The sequence below is a fragment of the Thioalkalivibrio sp. ALE22 genome, from assembly GCF_000381445.1.
In the GTDB taxonomy this organism is placed as follows: Bacteria; Pseudomonadota; Gammaproteobacteria; order Ectothiorhodospirales; family Ectothiorhodospiraceae; genus Thioalkalivibrio.
Map to the genome: position 1 here is coordinate 23,262 of NZ_KB906513.1, position 18,520 is coordinate 41,781.

Genomic DNA, 18,520 nt, shown 5'->3' on the forward strand with positions numbered 1-18,520 from the left:
GACATGACCGATATCAACCGCTGGTTGCTGCCGGACGGCCTGGAGGAGGCCCTGCCGGATGCCGCGCGGCGTCTCGAGGCGCTCCGGCGCCGCGTGCTGGACCAGTTCGACACCTGGGGCTACGACCTCGTGATGCCGCCCCTGGCCGAGTATCTGGAATCCCTCCTGACCGGGGCCGGGCATGCCCTTGATCTGCAGACCTTCAAGCTCACCGATCAGCTCACCGGGCGCATGATGGGTGTGCGCGCGGACCTGACCCCGCAGGTGGCACGTATCGACGCGCATCGCCTGCGGGTGCAGGGGCCGAATCGCCTGTGCTACGTGGGTACCGCCCTGCGTACCCGCGCGGACGAATGGTCCGGCTCGCGCAGTCCCTTGCAGGCGGGTGCCGAGTTGTTTGGCCACGACGGGATCGACAGCGATCTCGAGATCATCCGTCTGATGCTGGCCACCCTGACCGTCTGCGGCGTGGACCGCCCGAGCATGGATCTCGGCCATGTCGGGATCTATCGCGCCCTGGCGCGCGACGCCGGCCTCGACGAGAGCCAGGAGCAGGACTTCTTTGACCAGCTCCAGCGCAAGAGCGTGCCCGAGATCGACGAGACCCTGGCGGCCTGGCAGGCCTCCGGCATGGACCCGGTCGCCTGCGCGCGCCTGCGGGCGCTGGTTGATCTCAACGGGGACGCCACGGTACTGGACGAGGCCCGCCGGGCCCTGGACGGCGCGCCGGCGGAGGTTCAGGCGGCGCTGGATCACCTGCAGGCCGTGGTCGCGCGCCTCGAGGCGGGCGAGCCGGGGCTGGACCTGCACCTGGACCTTGCGGAACTGCGCGGCTACGCCTATCACACGGGGCTGGTGTTCGCCGCTTTCGTCCCGGGTTCCGGACAGGCCATCGCCCGTGGGGGGCGGTATAACGACATCGGGCGGGTATTCGGCCGGGCGCGGGCGGCGACCGGGTTCAGTACCGATCTGCGCGCCTTCGTGCGTCGCGAAGGCGGAGTGGCGGCCCCGACCCGGGAAAGCGTGCGTGCGCCGGCCAGCGGCGATGCGGCCCTGGAGGCCGCGATCGCGGACCTGCGCGCACGCGGGGTGCGCGTGGTGCGCGAGCTGGATGGCCAGGACAATGAATCACCCGCCGGCGCGCGTCTGGAGCAGCGCGACGGCGAATGGACGGTAGTGGAGCATTGATGACGATGGGACGTTTTGTAGTCGTGCTGGGCAGCCAGTGGGGGGACGAGGGCAAGGGCAAGATCGTCGATCGTCTGACCGAGGATGCGGCCGCGGTGGTTCGGTTCCAGGGCGGGCACAATGCCGGCCATACCCTGGTGATCGGCGGCGAGAAGACCGTTCTGCACCTGATCCCGTCCGGCATCCTGCGCGAAGGCGTGGAATGCATGATCGGCAACGGGGTGGTGCTCTCGCCCGAGGCCCTGATCACGGAGATGGAGGAGCTGGAGGCCAAGGGGGTGCCGGTCGCCGACCGCCTGCGTCTGTCGGATGCCTGCCAGCTGATCCTGCCCTACCACGTGGCACTGGACCATGCGCGCGAGAAGGCACGCGGCAAGGCGGCCATCGGGACGACCGGGCGCGGCATCGGGCCGGCCTACGAGGACAAGGTGGCGCGTCGCGGCCTGCGTCTGGACGACCTGTTCCACCGCGAACGCCTGGCGGCCAAACTGGGCGAGGTGATGGACTATCACAACTTTGCGCTGAAGCACTACTTCAAGGCGCCGACCGTCGATCAGCAGGAAGTGCTGGAGCAGTGCCTGGCGCACGCCGAACGACTGCAGCCGATGGTCACGGACGTGGCCGGGCGACTGCACGCGCTGCGCGAGCAGGGCAAGGACGTGATGTTCGAGGGCGCCCAGGGCACGCTGCTGGACATCGACCACGGCACGTATCCGTTTGTGACCTCGTCGAACACCACCGCGGGGGGCGCCTCCACCGGCTCCGGGGTGGGCCCGCGGGACATCGACTACGTGCTGGGGATTACCAAGGCCTATACCACGCGCGTGGGGGCAGGGCCGTTCCCCACCGAGCTGTTCGACAACATGGGCGAGCACCTTGCGCGCCAGGGCAACGAATTCGGCTCGACCACCGGGCGTGCGCGGCGCTGCGGCTGGTTTGACGCGGTCGCGCTGAAGCGGGCGGTCCAGGTGAACACGATCAGCGGCCTGTGCATGACCAAGCTGGATGTGCTGGACGGGCTGGAGAGTGTGCAGATCTGTGTCGGCTATGACTGTGGTGGCGAGCGCCGCGAGGTGCCGCCCTCCGGGGCCGAGGCCTATGCGGCCTGCACCCCGATCTACGAAGAGATGCCGGGCTGGGCGGAGTCCACGGTCGGGATCCGCGAGTACGCGAAGCTGCCGGCGAATGCGCGCGCCTATCTGGAGCGGCTGAGCGAGGTCGTCGGGGTCCCGGTGGATATGGTCTCCACCGGCCCGGATCGCGACGAAACCCTGGTGCTGCGCGACCCGTTCGACAGCTGATATCCCGCCCGGACGGTCGGGGCGTCAGCAAGCGCGGGCTTCGGTGATGCCCCGGCCCGCGGGTCCGGTGCCTGTGCACGCGGGTGCGCATGACGCGTGTGTATGAAGCGGCGTCGAGGTTTGCCTATGTGGCATGCGAATGGCCCGGGTGAATGCTCCACGGGCCGCGCCCGCGAAGGCAGCGCCCACGAAAAAATCCACGCCATCCATGTGGATGCCGCGCGTTACGGGGTGGTTCAGGGAGTGTGTTGAAGCAGAAAAATGGTGCCGAGGAGAGGACTTGAACCTCCACGGGGTTACCCCCACTAGCACCTGAAGCTAGCGCGTCTACCAATTCCGCCACCTCGGCACGAGGGACGACACAGCGGTGAAAACCGAGTGTCCTGCGCTTCAGGAGCGCGCAATATAGTGCGCGCCCGCGAGGCTGTCAACGCCCCGGGGGCCGAAATTCGCCGTCCGGGACGGGCGCCGGCGGGCCGGCGCGAAGCCGCGCTGCGCAACAAAATTCTGCATGCCTCATAATGGGCGCTTCGGGAAGCGCCGATTCATGTACCCGCTGGTGTTGCGGTCCGCTGGTGTCGCTCCGCTACACTGCACTCACCGCGCCTTGATCGCACGCTGGAAAGCGGCTCGAGCGGGAGCGGGCACCTGAATCAGCGTTTCCCTTGCGCGCCCGGCCGGTTCCCGGCGAAGGGCTGCCCATTGCAACATCCACAGAGTTCACTGAATGCCAAGACAACGTCGCAAGACCCCCGCCGATCCCAACTTCGAGCGCGAGGCGCAGAAGTACGACAACCCCATCCCCAGCCGCGAGTTCATCCTCGGGCTCCTGCAGGAAGCCGACAATCCGCTGTCCTACGACGAGATCGCGGAGCGGCTGCAGATCGACGATGACGATCGCCTCGAGGCCCTGCGCCGCCGCCTGAAGGCGATGGAGCGCGACGGCCAGGCCCTTTGCAATCGCCGAGGGGCCTATCTGCCGGTCAACCAGGAAGATCTGATCCGCGGCCGTGTGATCGGGCATCCGGACGGCTTCGGCTTCCTGGTGCCGGACGAGCAGGACGACGATCTGTTCCTGTCGCCCAAGCAGATGCGCGGCGTATTCCATGGCGACCGGGCGCTGGCCCGGGTCATGGGCGTGGATCGCCGCGGCCGCCGTGAAGGCGGGATCGTGGAGGTCCTCGAGCGCAACACCACCCAGGTGGTCGGGCGCCTGAAGATCGAGGACGGGGTCGGTGTCCTGACCCCGGACAACAAGCGGATTACCCACGACATCCTGGTGCCGCCGGACGGCCTGGGCGAGGCGCAGGACGACCAGATCGTGGTGGTGCGTATCCGCGAATCCGCCTCGCGCACCGCGCGCCTGAAGGGCGATGTGCTGGAGGTCCTGGGCGAACACATGGCCCCGGGCATGGAGATCGACATCGCGATCCGTGCCCATGGCCTGCCGCACGAGTGGCCGGACGAGGTCACGGCCGCCGCCGACGCACTGGGTGCCGAGGTTGCCGAGAAGGACAAGAAGGGCCGTCTGGATCTGCGCGAGAAGCCGTTTGTCACCATCGATGGCAGTGATGCCCGCGACTTCGACGACGCCCTGTACTGCGAGCCGGAGGGCAAGGGCTGGCGCCTGTGGGTCGCGATCGCCGACGTGTCCCATTATGTCGAGCGCGATGCGGCCCTGGACCGCGAGGCCCGCACCCGCGGCACCTCGGTGTACTTCCCCGACAACGTGATCCCGATGCTGCCGGAGGCCCTGTCCAACGGCCTGTGCTCGCTGAACCCGAAGGTGGATCGGTTGAGCATGGTCTGCGAGATGGAGATCGGCGCGCGCGGGGCACTGAAGAGCTATCGCTTCCACGAGGGCCTGATCCGCTCGCACGCGCGTCTGATCTACGACGATGTTGCGGCGATGCTCGACGGCGACACGGCCCTGCGCGAGCAGAACGCCCATGTGATGCCGCATCTGGAGACCCTGCACAAGGTCTTCAAGTCCCTGCACGCAGCCCGCAATCGCCGCGGCGCGATCGACTTCGACACCACCGAGACCAAAATCGTATTCGGCGAGGACCGCAAGATCGAGCAGATCGTCCCGACCGAGCGCAACGATGCCCATCGCCTGGTCGAGGAATGCATGATCATGGCGAACGTCGCGGCGGCGCGGTTCCTGAAGAAGCACAAGGTGCCGGCGCTTTATCGTATCCACGACCAGCCACCGGCGGAGAAGGTCGAGGAGCTGCGCGAGTTCCTGAATGGCGCGGGCCTGAGCCTGGGCGGCGGGGCCGAACCCACACCGGCCGACTACACCGCCGTGCTGAAGGCCGCCCGCCAGCGCTCGGACCAGCAGCTGATCCAGACGGTGCTGCTGCGCTCGCTGAGCCAGGCGGTGTACGCCCCGGAACTGGACGGGCACTTTGGTCTGGCGCTGGACGACTACGCGCACTTTACCTCGCCGATCCGGCGCTATCCCGACCTGCTGGTGCATCGTGGCATTCGTCATGTGCTGCGCAAGGGCAGTGGCAAGGCGTTCCCGTATTCGCACAGCGACATGGAATCGCTGGGCGAGCACTGCTCGATGGCGGAGCGGCGCGCCGACGATGCCACCCGCGATGCCGAGGCCTGGCTGAAGGCCGAGTACATGCAGGACAAGGTCGGGGAGACCTTCACCGGCGTGGTCTCCGGCGTAACCGGGTTCGGCCTGTTCGTCGAGATCAAGGATGTCTACATCGAGGGCCTGGTCCACGTGACCAGCCTGGACAATGACTTCTACCACTTCGACCCGACCCGTCACACCCTGACCGGCGAGCGCGGCGGACGGGTGTTCCGTATTGGGGACGAACTGCAGGTGCAGGTGGCCCGGGTGAGTCTGGATGATCGCAAGATCGACCTCGCGCTGGCCGGGGAACCGGGCAAGCCGAAGCCGACGGACGCGCCACCGAAGAAGCGCAGCCGCCGCAGCAAGCGCCGCAAGGATGCCGAGACCGCCCCGGCCGAGGCCGCGGTGGAACCAACTCCGGCCAAGCCGGAGGCCCCCGCCGCCGACGACGAGGCCCCGGCACCGAAGAAGAAGCGTCGCCGTCGCGGCGGTCGCCGCCGTGGTTCGGCCTCCGGTGACACGACCCCGGACCCGGCCCCCGAGCCGGGGAACGAGGCGGCCCCGGTGTCCGACCCTGACGAGGGTATTCCCGATGCCCCGGAACCCGGCAACGAGGCGGTCCCGCCGCCGCGACCGGAGGCCGACAAGGACGGCAACACCATCGTCGAGTCGGAGCCGCAAGCCCAGGGGGCAGGCAAGAAGCCCGCAGGTTCCGGCCGTCGCCGCAGCCGTCGCCGGCGTCCCTCCTCGTCCTGAGGTACCGTCCGGTGAGTGCGCAGGGCCATCCATCGCGAGGCGCGGCATCCCCGCGCAAGCGCGCGGCGGGTTCGCCGCCGGTTGTGTCCCGTGGAGGGAGGCGGTGAGCAAGGGTGGCAAGGGTAGCCGCGCGGAGACCTTCGGCGGTATTCATGCGGTGGCGGCGGTATTGGAGCGTGCCCCGGAACGGGTGAAGCGCCTGCAGCTCGCGACCGACCCGGTCGAGCCCGCTCTGGAGCGCCTGCTGCATCGTGCCCGCGCCTGCGGTCTCGCGGTGGAGCGGGTGGGCCGCGAGCGACTGGATCAGCAGCATCCGGGGTTCCAGAACCAGGGCGTGATCGTCCACTGCACCCCGCGTCCGGTGGTGGATGAAAAGACCCTGATCCAGCGGGTGCGCGATGGTCTGGACCTCGTGCTGATTCTCGACGGGGTGACCGACCCCCACAACCTCGGCGCCTGCCTGCGCACCGCCGATGCGGCGGGGGCCGGCGCGGTGATCATGCCGCGCCACCACAGCGCCGCCCTGACCCCGGCGGCCATCAAGGTGGCCTCGGGCGCGGCCGAAACCGTGCCGGTGGTAACGGTCGGAAATCTCGCGCGGACGCTCGCCTCGCTCAAGCAGGCCGGTATGTGGACCGTCGGCCTCGCGGGCGAGGCCGGGGAAAGCCTCTACGCGCTGGACCTGCGCCCGCCGACCGCGATCGTGATGGGGGCCGAGGGCGAGGGCCTGCGCCGGCTCACCCGGGAGGCCTGCGACCACCTGGCCGCCTTGCCCATGCACGGGACGGTGGAGAGCCTCAATGTCTCCGTGGCCACCGGGGTAACCCTGTTCGAGGCGGTGCGCCAGCGCCAGGCCGGCGCGCCGGACTGAGGGCGTCGGCCGCCTGGCCTGTTCGTCGCTTGTTGTTGTCGCCCGCTTCGGTTATCGTATCGCGCCTTTCTGCCCCGCGGGCGCGCCCGCGGGGTCGAACCCTTGCCTCACCGCGTGGACGGGAGGCTGATACCCGCAAGGAGTTCCCGATGCGTCACTACGAAGTTGTATTCCTGGTCCACCCGGACCAGAGCGAGCAGGTCCCGGCGATGATCGAGCGCTACAAGGGCCTGGTCGAAGGCCACGAAGGCAAGATCCATCGCCTGGAAGACTGGGGCCGCCGTCAGCTGGCCTACCCGATCCAGAAGCTGGTGAAGGCCCACTACGTGCTCATGAACATCGAGGCCTCGGAAGAGGCGATGGAAGAGCTCGCCAGCGCCTTCCGGTTCAACGATGCCGTGCTGCGCCACCTGGCGATGCGCATGGAAGAGGCAGTGACCGAGACCTCCCCGCTGGCCAAGGGCCAGGAAGAGGAAGGCTCCAAGGGCCGTCGCCGCGAGCGTGACGACGAGGGCGGCGAGTCCGCCTCCGATGATTCGACCGCTGCCGAATAAGTCCCGCCCGTTCGTTGACCGAATTTTTGAAGGAGAGTTGAGATGGCCCGTTTTCCGCGTCGCCGCAAGTACTGCAAGTTCACCGCCGAAGGCATCGATTACATCGATTACAAGGACCTGAACCTGCTCAAGGGTTTTATTACCGAGACCGGCAAGATCGTCCCCAGCCGAGTGACCGGCACCAGCGCGAAGTACCAGCGTCAGCTGGCCACCGCCGTGAAGCGCGCGCGCTTCCTCGCCCTGCTGCCGTACAGCGACAACCACTAAGTCTCGTACCGGTTCGCCGGGGGCCGTCGCCATGCGCGCACTGGCCGAATTCGCGATGAAGAGCCGGGGCCGCGCCGTGGGCGCGGTCTCCGGTTTTGGTGTGGCGGGGCTGTTTCTGCCGCCGGTGGCGCTGCTTGGCAGCGCGCTGGTCGCCCTGGTCGGGCTGCGCATCGGCCTCGGGCAGGCACTGCTGGTGATCGCGCTGTCCGCGCTCGTGCTCGGGGTCGCAATGTTTGCCCTGATGCCCGAGGCCCCGCTGTTCGCGGGGGTGGTGGCCGGGGTGGTGCAATGGGCGCCGGTGGCGCTGCTGGCGGAGCTGCTGCGACGGACCGTCTCGTGGCGCAGCACGCTGCAGGCCGCCGCCGGGGTCGCCGGGTTCGGGGTGCTGGCCGTCCATATGCTCGTCCCGGATCTCGAGTCCACCTGGGCCGAGGCCGGGATGAGACTGCTGGGGCCCCTGGTCGAAGGTAGCGAGACCGGTCCGCAGGAACTCGAGGCGGCGTTGCGCCGCGCCGCCCCGTACCTGACCGGGCTGTTTGCCGGGATCCTGCTGCTGAGCCTCACGCTCTCGGTGCTCCTGGGTCGCTACTGGCAGGCGCTGCTGTACAACCCGGGGGCGTTCGGCGAGGAGTTTCGGGCACTGCAGTTCGGGCGCGCCACAAGCGCGGCCACGCTGCTGCTGGCGGGGATCGGCCATCTGGGCCCGGTGCCGCTGGCGACCGAACTGGCGTTCATCCTCGCGGTGCTGTTCTTCCTGCAGGGGATCGCGCTGATGCACGCGCTGACCTTCCGTCAGGGCATGAGCAGCTTCTGGCTGGTGGGGATGTACGTCCTGCTGGCGCTGGCGATGCCGCAGATGTTCCTGCTGCTCGCCACCATCGGCGTCATCGACGCCTGGGCGGACATCCGCTCGCGGCTGGGCCCCGGCTCCGCATCGGGTGGGCAGGGCGGCGACAACAATCCGTGAGACCGGTCCGAGACCGGTGTAGAATGCGCCCCTTCGGGGGCTGATCAAACGTTACAGGAATACAAAGATGGAAGTCATTCTGCTGGAAAAGATCGATAACCTCGGCACCCTGGGTGACCGTGTCAACGTGCGTCCCGGTTTCGCGCGCAACTATCTGCTGCCGCAGGGCAAGGCCACGTTCGCCACCGCCGAGAACATCGCCGAGTTCGAGGCGCGTCGCGCCGAACTGGAGAAGGCCGCCGCCGAGGCCCTCGCCGCTGCTGAGGCGCGCAAGGAAAAGCTGGACGGCACTGTGCTCGAGATCACCGCGAAGGCCGGTGGCGAAGGCAAGCTGTTCGGCTCCATCGGCCCGGCGGACATCGCCGACGCGCTGAGCGCCAAGGGCACCGAAGTCGAGAAGAAGGAAGTGCGCATGCCGGAAGGCCCGCTGCGTACCGCCGGCGAATTCGAGGTCGGGCTGCACCTGCACTCGGACGTGGATGTGGACATTCGCGTCGTTGTGATCGGCGAAGAGTGATCCGTCGGATGTCGGGAGGGTGGCCCCACCGGGTCGCTGATACCCGGCAGGTGGGCGGGTTCGTCGCATGAACTCGCCCATGACCCCGAATCCGCGGGTCCCCCCGCATTCCGAGGAGGCCGAACAGGCAGTCCTCGGAGGCCTGATGCTGGATAACGCCGCCTGGGACCGGGTGGCGGACCGCATTACCGCAGAAGACTTCTATCGCCACGACCACCGCCTGATCTTCCGGGCGGTGTCCACGCTGGCGGATCGCAATGCCCCGTTCGACATGGTCACCGTGTCGGAGCAGCTGGACCGTACCGCGGAGCTGGAATCCGCGGGGGGCATGGCCTATCTCGGCCGCCTGGCAGCGGAAACCCCCAGTGCCGCGAACATCGTGGCCTACGCCGATATCGTCCGCGAGCGCTCCATCCTGCGGTCGCTGATCTCGGTGGGCACCGAGATCGCCGATTCGGCCTATACCCCCGAGGGCCGCGACTCCAAGGAACTGCTGGACGTGGCGGAGCAGAAGGTGTTCCGCATCGCCGAGCAGGGCGCGCGCGGGGCCCAGGGTTTTCGCGGGATGAAGCCGCTGCTGACCGCGGCGGTCGACCAGATCGAGTACCTCTACGAAAGCCAGAACCCGATTACCGGGGTGGCCACCGGCTATCAGGATCTGGATGCCCTGACCTCCGGACTGAACCCGGGCGATCTGGTGATCGTCGCCGGGCGTCCGTCCATGGGCAAGACCTCGTTCGCGATGAACATCGCCGAGTACGTGGCGATGAAGAACTCCGAGCCGGTCGCGATCTTCTCCATGGAGATGCCCGGCGAGCAGCTGGCCATGCGCCTGCTGTCCTCCATGGGCCGGATCAACCAGCAGAAGCTGCGCTCCGGGCGTCTGGAGGACGGCGACTGGCCGCGTCTGACGAGCGCGGTGCAGATGCTCTCCGAGGCGCCCCTGTTCATCGACGACACACCGGCGCTGTCGCCCACCGAACTGCGGGCGCGCACCCGCCGCCTGATGCGCGAACACAAGGGGCTGGGTCTGATCGTCGTCGACTACCTGCAGTTGATGCAGTTTCCCGGCAGTGGCGAGAGCCGGGCCCACGAGATCTCCGAGATCTCGCGCGGGCTGAAGGCCCTGGCGAAGGAACTGAGTGTCCCGATGATCGCGCTGTCGCAGCTCAACCGCTCGCTGGAACAGCGCCCGAACAAGCGCCCGGTGATGTCCGATCTGCGCGAGTCCGGGGCCATCGAGCAGGACGCGGATATCATCGCCTTCGTGTATCGCGACGAGGTCTACAACGACGAGTCGCCGGACAAGGGCACGGCGGAGATCATCATTGCCAAGCAGCGTAACGGCCCCATCGGCACCGTGCGCCTGACCTTCCGCGGGCAGTTCACCCGTTTCGAGAACTACGCCCCCGACGTCTACGGCGAGATCGGCCACGAGGCCTGACCCGGGACGTGAAGCGAGCGGCGACCATCCAGCTCGACCCCGAGGCCCTGCGGCACAACCTGGCCGTGGCGCGACGCCTGGCGCCCGGTGTCCCGATGTGGTCGGTGATCAAGGCCGAGGGCTACGGCCATGGGCTGCTATGGGCCGCCGAGGCCCTGGCGGCGGCCAGCGACGGGCTCGCCGTCTCCCAGGTCGGCGAGGCCCGGGCGCTGCGCGCGGCCGGCTTCGACGGTCCGGTGCTGGTCCTGCAGGGTCCGCACGATGCCAGCGACGCACGCGCCTGTGCCGAGTTCGCCCTGCAGCCGATCCTGCATGACCCGGCTCAGCTCGATCATCTGGATGCCTCTGGCATCCGCCTCCCCGAGGTCTGGGTCAAGCTGAACACCGGCATGAACCGCCTGGGCTTCGAGCCGCGCCAGGCGGGCGAGGTGGCGATGCGCCTCCAGGCCGCCGGGCACGGGCAGCAGGGGCTGCACTGGATGACACACCTGGCCTGCGCCGACACGCCCGGCCACCCGCAGAATACTCACCAACTGGAATGCTTTGCCGGCGCCGTCGGGGCGTGGCCGGGATACCGCAGCGTGGCTAACTCCGCTGCATTGTTCGCCGGCTGGGGCTCGGGCGGTGAGGGGGCCGCGCCCGGCGACTACTGGGCGCGGCCCGGCATCATGCTCTACGGGGCACACCCGGCCTCCGCGCCGGCGGATCGTCCGCCCGAGGGGCCGGAGGGCGAGCTGCGCCCGGCGATGACGGTTCAGGCCCCGGTCATCGCGACCCAGCAGCTGGAGCCGGGCAGCCGCGTGGGTTATGGCGCCACCTGGACGGCCGATCGACCGGGTCGCGCCGGGATCGTCGCGATGGGCTATGCCGACGGCTATCCGCGGCATGCCCCGTCGGGCACGCCGGTGCGGGTCGGTGACCGGATCTGCCCGCTGATCGGGCGCGTCTCCATGGACATGCTGGCGGTGGATCTGACCGAGGTGCCTGCCGCGCAGGTTGGCGACCAGGTGACACTGTGGGGCGAGGGGCTCCCGGTGGAGCGGGTCGCGCGCGCGGCTGGCACCATCAGCTACGAGCTGTTGACCCGCGTGGCGGATCGCCTGCAGCCGGCGCACTGAGCCCGGTACACTGTGGCATCCCGCAGCCAAGGATGCCCCGATGACCGATTTCGACCCCGCTGATTACGACCCGCAGACTGTAGCCATCCGGCACGGTTACCAGCGTACGCCCGAGGGCGAGCACTCCGAGGCGATCTTCCCGACCTCCAGCTTCGTATTCGGCTCGGCCGCGGAGGCCGCCGCGCGCTTCGGCGGGGAGTCGCCCGGCAACATCTACTCGCGCTTCACCAACCCGACCGTGCGTACCTTCCAGGACCGGCTGGCCGCGCTGGAGGGGGGCGAGGCCTGCGTGGCCACCGCCTCCGGGATGTCGGCGATCCTCGCGACCATGATGGGGCTGCTGAAGGCTGGCGATCACGTGGTCTGCTCGCGCTCGGTGTTTGGCACGACCACGGTGCTGTTCAACAACTACCTCGCGCGTTTCGGCGTGGAGGTCACCTACGTCGAGCTGTCGAACCTCGAGGCCTGGGAGGCCGCCACCCAGCCGAATACCCGGTTGTATTTCTGCGAGACGCCGTCCAACCCGCTGGGCGAGGTGGTGGACATTGCCGCGCTGGCGGAGATCGCGCATCGGCACGACGCCCTGCTCGCGGTGGACAACTGCTTCTGCACGCCGATCCTGCAGCGCCCGCTGGATCTGGGCGCCGACATCATCATCCACTCGGCGACCAAGTTTCTCGACGGCCAGGGCCGCTGTCTGGGCGGCGCGGTGGTCGGCGACGCCGAGCGCGTCGGCAAGGATGTCTACGGCTTCCTGCGCACCGCCGGGCCGACGCTGTCGCCGTTCAACGCCTGGGTGTTCCTGAAGGGGCTGGAGACCCTGGCCCTGCGCATGCGCGCCCACAGCGAGAACGCCCTGGCCCTGGCGCAGTGGCTGCAGGCCCACCCGAAGGTCACCGCCGTGCATTACCCGGGGCTCGAGTCCCACCCGCAGCACGCAATCGCGAAGCGCCAGCAAAGCGGCTTCGGCGGGGTGCTGAGTTTCGAGGTCGCCGGCGGGCGTGAGGCCGCCTGGTCGGTGATTGACGCCACGAAATTCCTGTCGATCACCGCAAATCTGGGCGATACCAAGACCACCATCACCCATCCGGCCACCACTACCCACGGCCGCGTGGACCCGGACAGGCGCGAGGCCCAGGGCATTACCGAGGCCCTGGTGCGGGTCGCCGTGGGGCTGGAGGCGGTCGCCGACATCCAGCGCGACCTGGCCCGCGGGCTCGACGCGCTCTGACGCGGCTCCCGGGTCGACCGCACGGATATGTCCAGACCCGCATCCGGTGATGTCCATCCGAAGCCGCGCCGGCGTCCGCGCTGGCGCGTACTGCTGACGGTCGTTATTGGCTTCCACCTGCTGGGGTTCCTGTCGTCGCTGGATGCGCTGATGTCCACGCGGACGCCGCAGGGCGCGGTGGCCTGGATCGTGTCGCTCAACACCGTTCCCTATGTGGCCGTGCCGGCCTACTGGGTATTCGGCGCCAGCGAGTTTCGCGGCTACGTGGTCGCGCGCCGTGACGAAGACTCCGCTCTGGCGCGGGCCCTGCAGCCGAAGACAGAGGAGCTGTGGTCCCACCAGTACATCGCGCAAGAGCCGAGCAAGCACCTGGACGGGGTGCAGCGGCTCGCCCGCTGGCCGTTTCTCCACGGTAACGAGGTCGAGCTGCTAGTGGATGGCGAGGCGACCTTCGACAGTATCTTTCAGGGGATCGAGCAGGCCGAGCGCTACCTGCTGGTGCAGTTCTATATCGTGCGCGATGACGAGATCGGGCGCGAACTTAAGCGACGGCTGGTGGAGCGGGCGCAGGACGGGGTCGAGGTCTACTTCCTGTACGACGAGATCGGCAGCTACCGCCTGCCCGGCAGCTATCTGGACGCCATGCGCGACGCGGGCGTCCATGTGCAGCACTTCCACTCGACCCGCGGGCGGGGCAATCGCTTTCAGCTGAACTTCCGCAATCACCGCAAGATCATGGTCGCCGATGGCGAACAGGGCTGGGTGGGCGGCCTGAACGTGGGGGACGAGTATCTAGGGCGGGACCCGAAGACCGGACCCTGGCGCGATACCCACCTGCGTATCGAGGGGCCATCCGCCCTCGCGCTGCAGTCGGTGTTCCTGGAGGACTGGCACTGGGCGACCGAAGACATCCCGGAGCTGGAATGGAAGCCGGCGATCATGGCGGACGACGGCGTCCCGGTGCTGATCCTGCCCTCCGGCCCGGCGGACGAATTCGAGACCGCCAGCCTGATGATGCAACAGGTTATCCATGCGGCTGATCGGCGTATCTGGATCGCGAGCCCGTACTTCGTGCCGGACGAGGGCGTGCAGGGCATGCTCAAGCTGGCCGCGCTCAGTGGCGTCGATGTACGTGTGCTGATCCCCGAGGTCACCGACAACCCGTTGACCACGCATGCGGCCTATGCCTTTCTGGGGCCGCTGCTGGATGCCGGCGTGCGTGTCTACCGCTATCAGGAGGGCTTCCTGCACGGCAAGGCCTTCGTGGTGGACGACATGGGCGCGGCGGTGGGGACCGTGAACCTGGACAACCGCTCGTTCCGGCTGAATTTCGAGGTCACCGCGCTGGTGATGGATCCGGGGTTTGCCCACGAGACCGCGCGCATGTTCGAGGCGGATTTCGCCCGCTCGCGCGAGATGACCCGGCAGGACGTAGACGACCTGCCGCTGTGGCGCCGCGTGGCCGCGCGGGCCGCCTATCTGCTGGCGCCGGTGCTGTAGGCTTCAAGGCAGTGACCGGCAGGCTTGATCTGTGTCATGTGCAGGCGCAGCGCCAGTGCTAGACTTGCGGGCAGAATACCTTTTCGAGGCCGGCCCGTGTCGCGAGCCCTGCACCATTTGCTGAACCTGCTGATCGTCGCCGCTCTGTTGCTGGCGCCGATCGCTGGTGCCGGGATGATGCACGGGGATGCCGCGGACCGCATGACTGCGGCGGACCACTGCGCGGGTGAGGCAGCCGGATCGCCGTCGGAGTCCTTGTCTGCAGACTTCGTGATCCCGGCCGAGCCCTCGGCCTGCGAGATGCCCTGCGCGGTCTGTGGCGTCTGCGGGGTCTCGGGTTTGCCTTCACCCGCCGGCACGCCGGTCACGGCGGCCGCGCCCGTTTTGGTTTCCCTTCCCGTCGCCATGGGCCCCGGTACCCCCGCGGCACCGGATCTGCGCCCACCCCTCTGATTCCTCCCTGGCCGGGGTTCCACCCGGCCCCGGGTGATCGCGCATCACCCACGCACTGCGCATTACCGCGCTTTGCGTCTTTCACTCTGTCCCGGGGAGGACTACATCATGATGAATGAACAAGGTTTTGGCTGGATGGGCGGTATGGGTCTTGGCGGGGGCCTGATCGGGCTGCTCGTCCTGGTGCTGCTGATCCTCGGGATCGCCGCCCTGATCAAGTACCTGTTCGGCAATCGCTGAGGAGTCGCGCGATGACGACGGAAGCGAGGCCAGCGGACACCCGCGAGGCGGTGGTGATCGTCCCCGGCATGGGGTCGGACCACTGCGCGGGGATCGTGCGCGCGGCGCTGGAGAAGACCCCCGGCGTGGCCTCGGTGGGGACCAATATCGCCCGCCACCGGGTGACCGTGGGATACGACCCCGAGCAGGTGGGCCCGCAGGGGTTGCGGGCCGCGGTCGAGGGGGCTGGCTACGACGTCGCCCAAGTCGAGGGCGAAACGGGCGCCGCCGGTACGGTGCGTCTGGTGGTACCCGGCATGGGGTCGGACCACTGCGCGGGGATCGTGCGGGGTGCGATCGAGAAGCTGGAGGGCATCCAGGCGGTGCGCACCAACATCGGTGATCACCGTGTGACCATAGAACCCGGTCCCGGTGGCCCCGACGCCGAGGCCCTGCGCGCCGCGGTCGAGGGGGCCGGCTATGACGTGGCGGCGTTGGAGACCGAGGAGGCCGGCAGCGAGGCGGACGATGCCGAGATTGACGCGGCCTATCTGAAGCAGGCCTGGCGCCGGCTGTGGATCGCGATGATCCCGACCATCGCGATCATGGTGCTGATGATGCCGCACATGTTCTGGCAGGAGATCCCCGGCTATCTGCTGATCATCGCCGTGCTGGCGTTCCCGGTGGTGTTCATGGCCGGGGGTGCGGCCACCCACCGTTCGTCCTGGCGCGCGCTGAAAAGCGGCAGTCTGAACATGGACGTGCTGATCTCCATGGGCTCGCTGCCGCCCTATCTGCTGGGGCTGATCGGCTTTGTCTACCCGATGACCTCGTTCATCGAGATGGCCGCGACCATCATGGCCTTCCACATGCTCGGGCGCTACCTGGAGTACCGCGCCAAGGGCGAGGCCTCCTCTGCGATCCGCAAGCTGCTGGATCTGGGCGCGAAGTCGGCCCGGGTGGAACGCGACGGCGAAGAGATCGAGGTGCCGGTGAAATCGCTGCAGGTGGGCGAGGTGATGATCGTGCGCCCGGGCGAGAAGATCCCCACCGATGGCGAGGTGGTTGCCGGCGAGAGCACCGTGGACGAATCCATCGCCACCGGCGAGTCGGTGCCGGTGGACAAGGCTGAGGGCGATACCGTGCTCGGTGCGACCCTGAACCAGCAGGGGCGGCTGAAGGTGCGCGCGACCCGTGTGGGGGCCGACACTTTCCTGTCGCAGGTGATCCGTCTGGTGAACGAGGCGCAGGGTTCGCGGGTGCCGGTGCAGGAGCTGGCGGACAGCATCACCGCGCGGTTCGTGCCGGCGGTGCTGGTGATTGCGCTGGCGGCGTTTGCGGCCTGGCTGGCGTTCTCCGGGGCGCTGCAGCCGATCCTGATCTGGGGCGAGGGGTTTCTGCCGTGGGTGGATTCCGAACGTCCCCCGCTGGTACTGGCGATCCTCGCGGCGATCGCCGTGCTGGTCATCGCCTGCCCCTGCGCGCTGGGGCTGGCCACACCCACCGCCCTGATGGTCGGTTCCGGCATGGGGGCCGAACGCGGCGTCCTGATCCGCTCGGGCTCCGCGATCCAGACGCTGAAGGACATCCGCGTGATCGTGCTCGACAAGACCGGGACCCTCACCCGCGGGCAGCCGGCACTGACCGACGTGGTCGCCGCCGAGGGCTTCGATGACGCTCGTGTGCTGCGCGCGGCCGCGGCCGTGGAGGCTGGTTCTGCGCATCCGCTGGCCGAGGCCATTGTGCAGGGTGCGCGCGATCGGGAGCTGGCGGTCGCCGAGGTCGAACAGTTCCAGTCGCACACCGCGCGCGGGGTGGAGGCCCGCCTCGACGGGGAGCGCGTCCTGGTCGGCAGCCAGCGGCTGCTGGAGGAGCAGGGCCTGGATCCGTCCGGCCTGCTGGAATCGCTGCGGCAGTTCGAAGATGCCGGGAAGACCGCGATGCTGGTGGCCATCGGCGATCGACCGGCCGGCATCGTCGCGGTCGCCGACACCCTCAAGGAAGAGTCGCAGAGCGCCATCGAACAGCTGCATGCCCTCGGCATCCGCTGCGTGATGGTCACCGGTGACAACGAGCGCACCGCGAAGGCCGTGGCCGCGCAGGTGGGGATCGACGAGGTCCGAGCCGGCGTGCTGCCGGAGGGCAAGGTCGAGGCGATCCGCGAACTGCAGGCCGAGTACGGCGACCACGTGGCGATGGTGGGTGACGGCATCAATGATGCCCCGGCCCTGCAGCAGGCAAACGTCGGCATCGCCATCGGCGCCGGCGCGGACGTGGCCATCGAGGCCGCCGACGTGACCCTGGTGCGCGGCGAGCTGACCAAGGTCGTCGAGGCCGTACAGCTCTCGCGCCTGACCTTCCGCAAGATCGTCCAGAACCTGTTCTGGGCCTGGGGCTACAACACCGCCGCCATCCCCATCGCCGCCGTCGGCCTGCTGCACCCGATGATCGGCGTGATCGCCATGACCGCCAGCTCGCTGTCGGTCATCGGCAACTCCATCCTGCTGCGCCGCAGCATGCCGACTGGCGAGCGTTGAGCGGGTATCCTGTGCCGCATGCAAGCATCGAACCCGAATCCTGAATCCGCGCCGGAGTCCCCGGTCGTTTATCGCGCGGCCGAGGCCGCGTTGCGCGAGCGGGACCCGGAGACCAAGTGCGAGCGGGCGCTGGAGCTCATACGCGGTTGGTGGGCGGGCGAGCTGGAGGCCGGGAGTGCCCCGGCACCGGAACGCATGGAGGTACCGGGGCGGCCCGAACACCCCGTGCTGGTGCACCCGAAGGATCTTCCTCGGCGCGGGCTGCACACCACGGCCGGGCGGGTGGCGCTGGTGCACGCGGTCGCGCATATCGAGTTCAACGCGATCAATCTGGCGCTGGACGCCGTCTATCGCTTTCGCGACATGCCGGCGCCGTTCGTCAGCGACTGGCTGCAGGTGGCGGCCGAGGAGGCGCGTCATTTCCGGCTGCTGCGCGCGCGGCTCCACGAGCTGGGGGCGGACTACGGCGACCTGCCGGCCCACAACGGGCTGTGGGAGGCCGCACTCGCGACCGACCACGACGTGATGATCCGCATGGCTCTGGTGCCGCGCGTGCTGGAGGCGCGCGGGCTGGACGTGACCCCCGGCATGATCGAGCGCCTGACGGCGGCGGGCGATCACGCCACCGTGTCGCTTCTCGAGATCATCCAGCGCGAGGAGGTCGCTCACGTGGCGATCGGCACGCGCTGGTTCCGGGAGCTGGCCCATGCACGGGGGCTCGATCCCGAGCCGCTGTTCCTCGAGCTGCTGGCCGAGTACATGCCGGGCCGAGTACGCCCGCCCTTCGCCCACGAGGCACGCCGCGCCGCCGGCTTCACCGACTCCGAGATGGCGCAACTGGCGGCCCAGGCCACCACCGAACCGTCGGCATAGCCCCGACCGCCTGCCTCGTGGTGGCTGGTCCTGGTTCGGCCTCGCGTGTTTACGGTGCCTTCGGTCCGCATACTGCCTGGCGCTGACTCGCCAGCGCGCCCCGAGTGACTTCTTTGCTCGTGCAAAGAAGT

16 protein-coding genes and 1 tRNA gene are annotated in these 18,520 nt (G+C 68.7%); 16 read left to right on the forward strand and 1 reads right to left on the reverse strand.

Features of this window, described 5'->3' with window-relative positions:
* The first annotated feature begins 3 nt into the window (after positions 1-3).
* On the forward strand, positions 4-1,188 hold the full coding sequence (locus F793_RS0112395; RefSeq protein ID WP_018882794.1) for an ATP phosphoribosyltransferase regulatory subunit: 1,185 nt from the start codon (positions 4-6) through the stop codon (positions 1,186-1,188).
* A complete protein-coding gene (locus F793_RS0112400) occupies positions 1,188-2,489 on the forward strand; it encodes an adenylosuccinate synthase (RefSeq protein WP_018877083.1) in 1,302 nt (433 codons plus the stop codon). The genes F793_RS0112395 and F793_RS0112400 overlap by 1 nt, the downstream gene beginning before the upstream one ends.
* Positions 2,490-2,751: 262 nt before the next feature.
* Here the strand turns inward: F793_RS0112400 and F793_RS0112405 are convergent.
* Positions 2,752-2,838 (reverse strand) — tRNA-Leu (locus tag F793_RS0112405).
* Between the two features lie 378 nt (positions 2,839-3,216).
* Here F793_RS0112405 and rnr point away from each other — a divergent pair.
* The 14 genes from rnr (at position 3,217) to F793_RS0112475 (ending at position 18,389) form a co-directional block, all read left to right on the forward strand.
* The gene (gene rnr, locus F793_RS0112410; RefSeq protein ID WP_018882793.1) at positions 3,217-5,838 is read left to right on the forward strand and encodes a ribonuclease R; all 2,622 of its coding nucleotides are present in this window, start codon (positions 3,217-3,219) and stop codon (positions 5,836-5,838) included.
* Positions 5,839-5,941: 103 nt separating this feature from the next.
* Positions 5,942-6,709: a 23S rRNA (guanosine(2251)-2'-O)-methyltransferase RlmB gene (gene rlmB, locus F793_RS0112415; RefSeq protein ID WP_018867236.1), complete on the forward strand. Its 768-nt coding sequence runs from the start codon at positions 5,942-5,944 to the stop codon at positions 6,707-6,709.
* Between the two features lie 149 nt (positions 6,710-6,858).
* Positions 6,859-7,263, forward strand: coding sequence for a 30S ribosomal protein S6 (gene rpsF, locus F793_RS0112420; RefSeq protein ID WP_018882792.1), 405 nt, complete (start codon positions 6,859-6,861; stop codon positions 7,261-7,263).
* A gap of 42 nt (positions 7,264-7,305) precedes the next feature.
* The gene (rpsR, locus tag F793_RS0112425) at positions 7,306-7,530 is read left to right on the forward strand and encodes a 30S ribosomal protein S18 (protein ID WP_018867238.1); all 225 of its coding nucleotides are present in this window, start codon (positions 7,306-7,308) and stop codon (positions 7,528-7,530) included.
* 31 nt (positions 7,531-7,561) lie between these two features.
* Positions 7,562-8,497: a hypothetical protein gene (locus F793_RS0112430; protein WP_018878326.1), complete on the forward strand. Its 936-nt coding sequence runs from the start codon at positions 7,562-7,564 to the stop codon at positions 8,495-8,497.
* Between the two features lie 67 nt (positions 8,498-8,564).
* Positions 8,565-9,014: a 50S ribosomal protein L9 gene (rplI, locus tag F793_RS0112435; RefSeq protein WP_018867240.1), complete on the forward strand. Its 450-nt coding sequence runs from the start codon at positions 8,565-8,567 to the stop codon at positions 9,012-9,014.
* 79 nt (positions 9,015-9,093) lie between these two features.
* Complete coding sequence (dnaB, locus tag F793_RS0112440; protein ID WP_018867241.1) at positions 9,094-10,458, forward strand: replicative DNA helicase; 1,365 nt, start codon at positions 9,094-9,096, stop codon at positions 10,456-10,458.
* Between the two features lie 8 nt (positions 10,459-10,466).
* A complete protein-coding gene (gene alr, locus F793_RS0112445) occupies positions 10,467-11,576 on the forward strand; it encodes an alanine racemase (protein ID WP_018882791.1) in 1,110 nt (369 codons plus the stop codon).
* Positions 11,577-11,616: 40 nt separating this feature from the next.
* Positions 11,617-12,807 carry an O-succinylhomoserine sulfhydrylase gene (locus tag F793_RS0112450; protein WP_018882790.1) on the forward strand — a complete coding sequence of 397 codons (1,191 nt, stop codon included), beginning with the start codon at positions 11,617-11,619 and terminating at the stop codon, positions 12,805-12,807.
* 27 nt (positions 12,808-12,834) lie between these two features.
* Complete coding sequence (gene cls, locus F793_RS0112455; RefSeq protein WP_018882789.1) at positions 12,835-14,307, forward strand: cardiolipin synthase; 1,473 nt, start codon at positions 12,835-12,837, stop codon at positions 14,305-14,307.
* A gap of 96 nt (positions 14,308-14,403) precedes the next feature.
* On the forward strand, positions 14,404-14,760 hold the full coding sequence (locus tag F793_RS14185) for a hypothetical protein (protein WP_019558711.1): 357 nt from the start codon (positions 14,404-14,406) through the stop codon (positions 14,758-14,760).
* 108 nt (positions 14,761-14,868) lie between these two features.
* Positions 14,869-15,000, forward strand: a complete 132-nt coding sequence (locus tag F793_RS14235; RefSeq protein WP_017940982.1) for a hypothetical protein — start codon at positions 14,869-14,871, stop codon at positions 14,998-15,000.
* An 11-nt stretch (positions 15,001-15,011) separates the two neighbouring features.
* Entirely contained in the window at positions 15,012-17,516 is a 2,505-nt protein-coding gene (locus F793_RS0112470; protein ID WP_018882787.1) for a heavy metal translocating P-type ATPase, read from the forward strand.
* A gap of 18 nt (positions 17,517-17,534) precedes the next feature.
* Positions 17,535-18,389, forward strand: coding sequence for a ferritin-like domain-containing protein (locus F793_RS0112475; protein WP_026280913.1), 855 nt, complete (start codon positions 17,535-17,537; stop codon positions 18,387-18,389).
* Positions 18,390-18,520: the final 131 nt, after the last annotated feature.

Coding starts and splice junctions, on each gene's coding strand:
- F793_RS0112450 (WP_018882790.1), top strand. CDS start 11,617: ATGACCGATTTCGACCCCGCTGATTACGACCCGCAGACTGTAGCCATC.
- rpsR (WP_018867238.1), top strand. CDS start 7,306: ATGGCCCGTTTTCCGCGTCGCCGCAAGTACTGCAAGTTCACCGCCGAA.
- cls (WP_018882789.1), top strand. CDS start 12,835: ATGTCCAGACCCGCATCCGGTGATGTCCATCCGAAGCCGCGCCGGCGT.
- rplI (WP_018867240.1), top strand. CDS start 8,565: ATGGAAGTCATTCTGCTGGAAAAGATCGATAACCTCGGCACCCTGGGT.
- F793_RS0112470 (WP_018882787.1), top strand. CDS start 15,012: ATGACGACGGAAGCGAGGCCAGCGGACACCCGCGAGGCGGTGGTGATC.
- F793_RS0112475 (WP_026280913.1), top strand. CDS start 17,535: ATGCAAGCATCGAACCCGAATCCTGAATCCGCGCCGGAGTCCCCGGTC.
- F793_RS14235 (WP_017940982.1), top strand. CDS start 14,869: ATGATGAATGAACAAGGTTTTGGCTGGATGGGCGGTATGGGTCTTGGC.
- F793_RS0112395 (WP_018882794.1), top strand. CDS start 4: ATGACCGATATCAACCGCTGGTTGCTGCCGGACGGCCTGGAGGAGGCC.
- F793_RS0112430 (WP_018878326.1), top strand. CDS start 7,562: ATGCGCGCACTGGCCGAATTCGCGATGAAGAGCCGGGGCCGCGCCGTG.
- dnaB (WP_018867241.1), top strand. CDS start 9,094: ATGACCCCGAATCCGCGGGTCCCCCCGCATTCCGAGGAGGCCGAACAG.
- rnr (WP_018882793.1), top strand. CDS start 3,217: ATGCCAAGACAACGTCGCAAGACCCCCGCCGATCCCAACTTCGAGCGC.
- rpsF (WP_018882792.1), top strand. CDS start 6,859: ATGCGTCACTACGAAGTTGTATTCCTGGTCCACCCGGACCAGAGCGAG.
- F793_RS0112400 (WP_018877083.1), top strand. CDS start 1,188: ATGACGATGGGACGTTTTGTAGTCGTGCTGGGCAGCCAGTGGGGGGAC.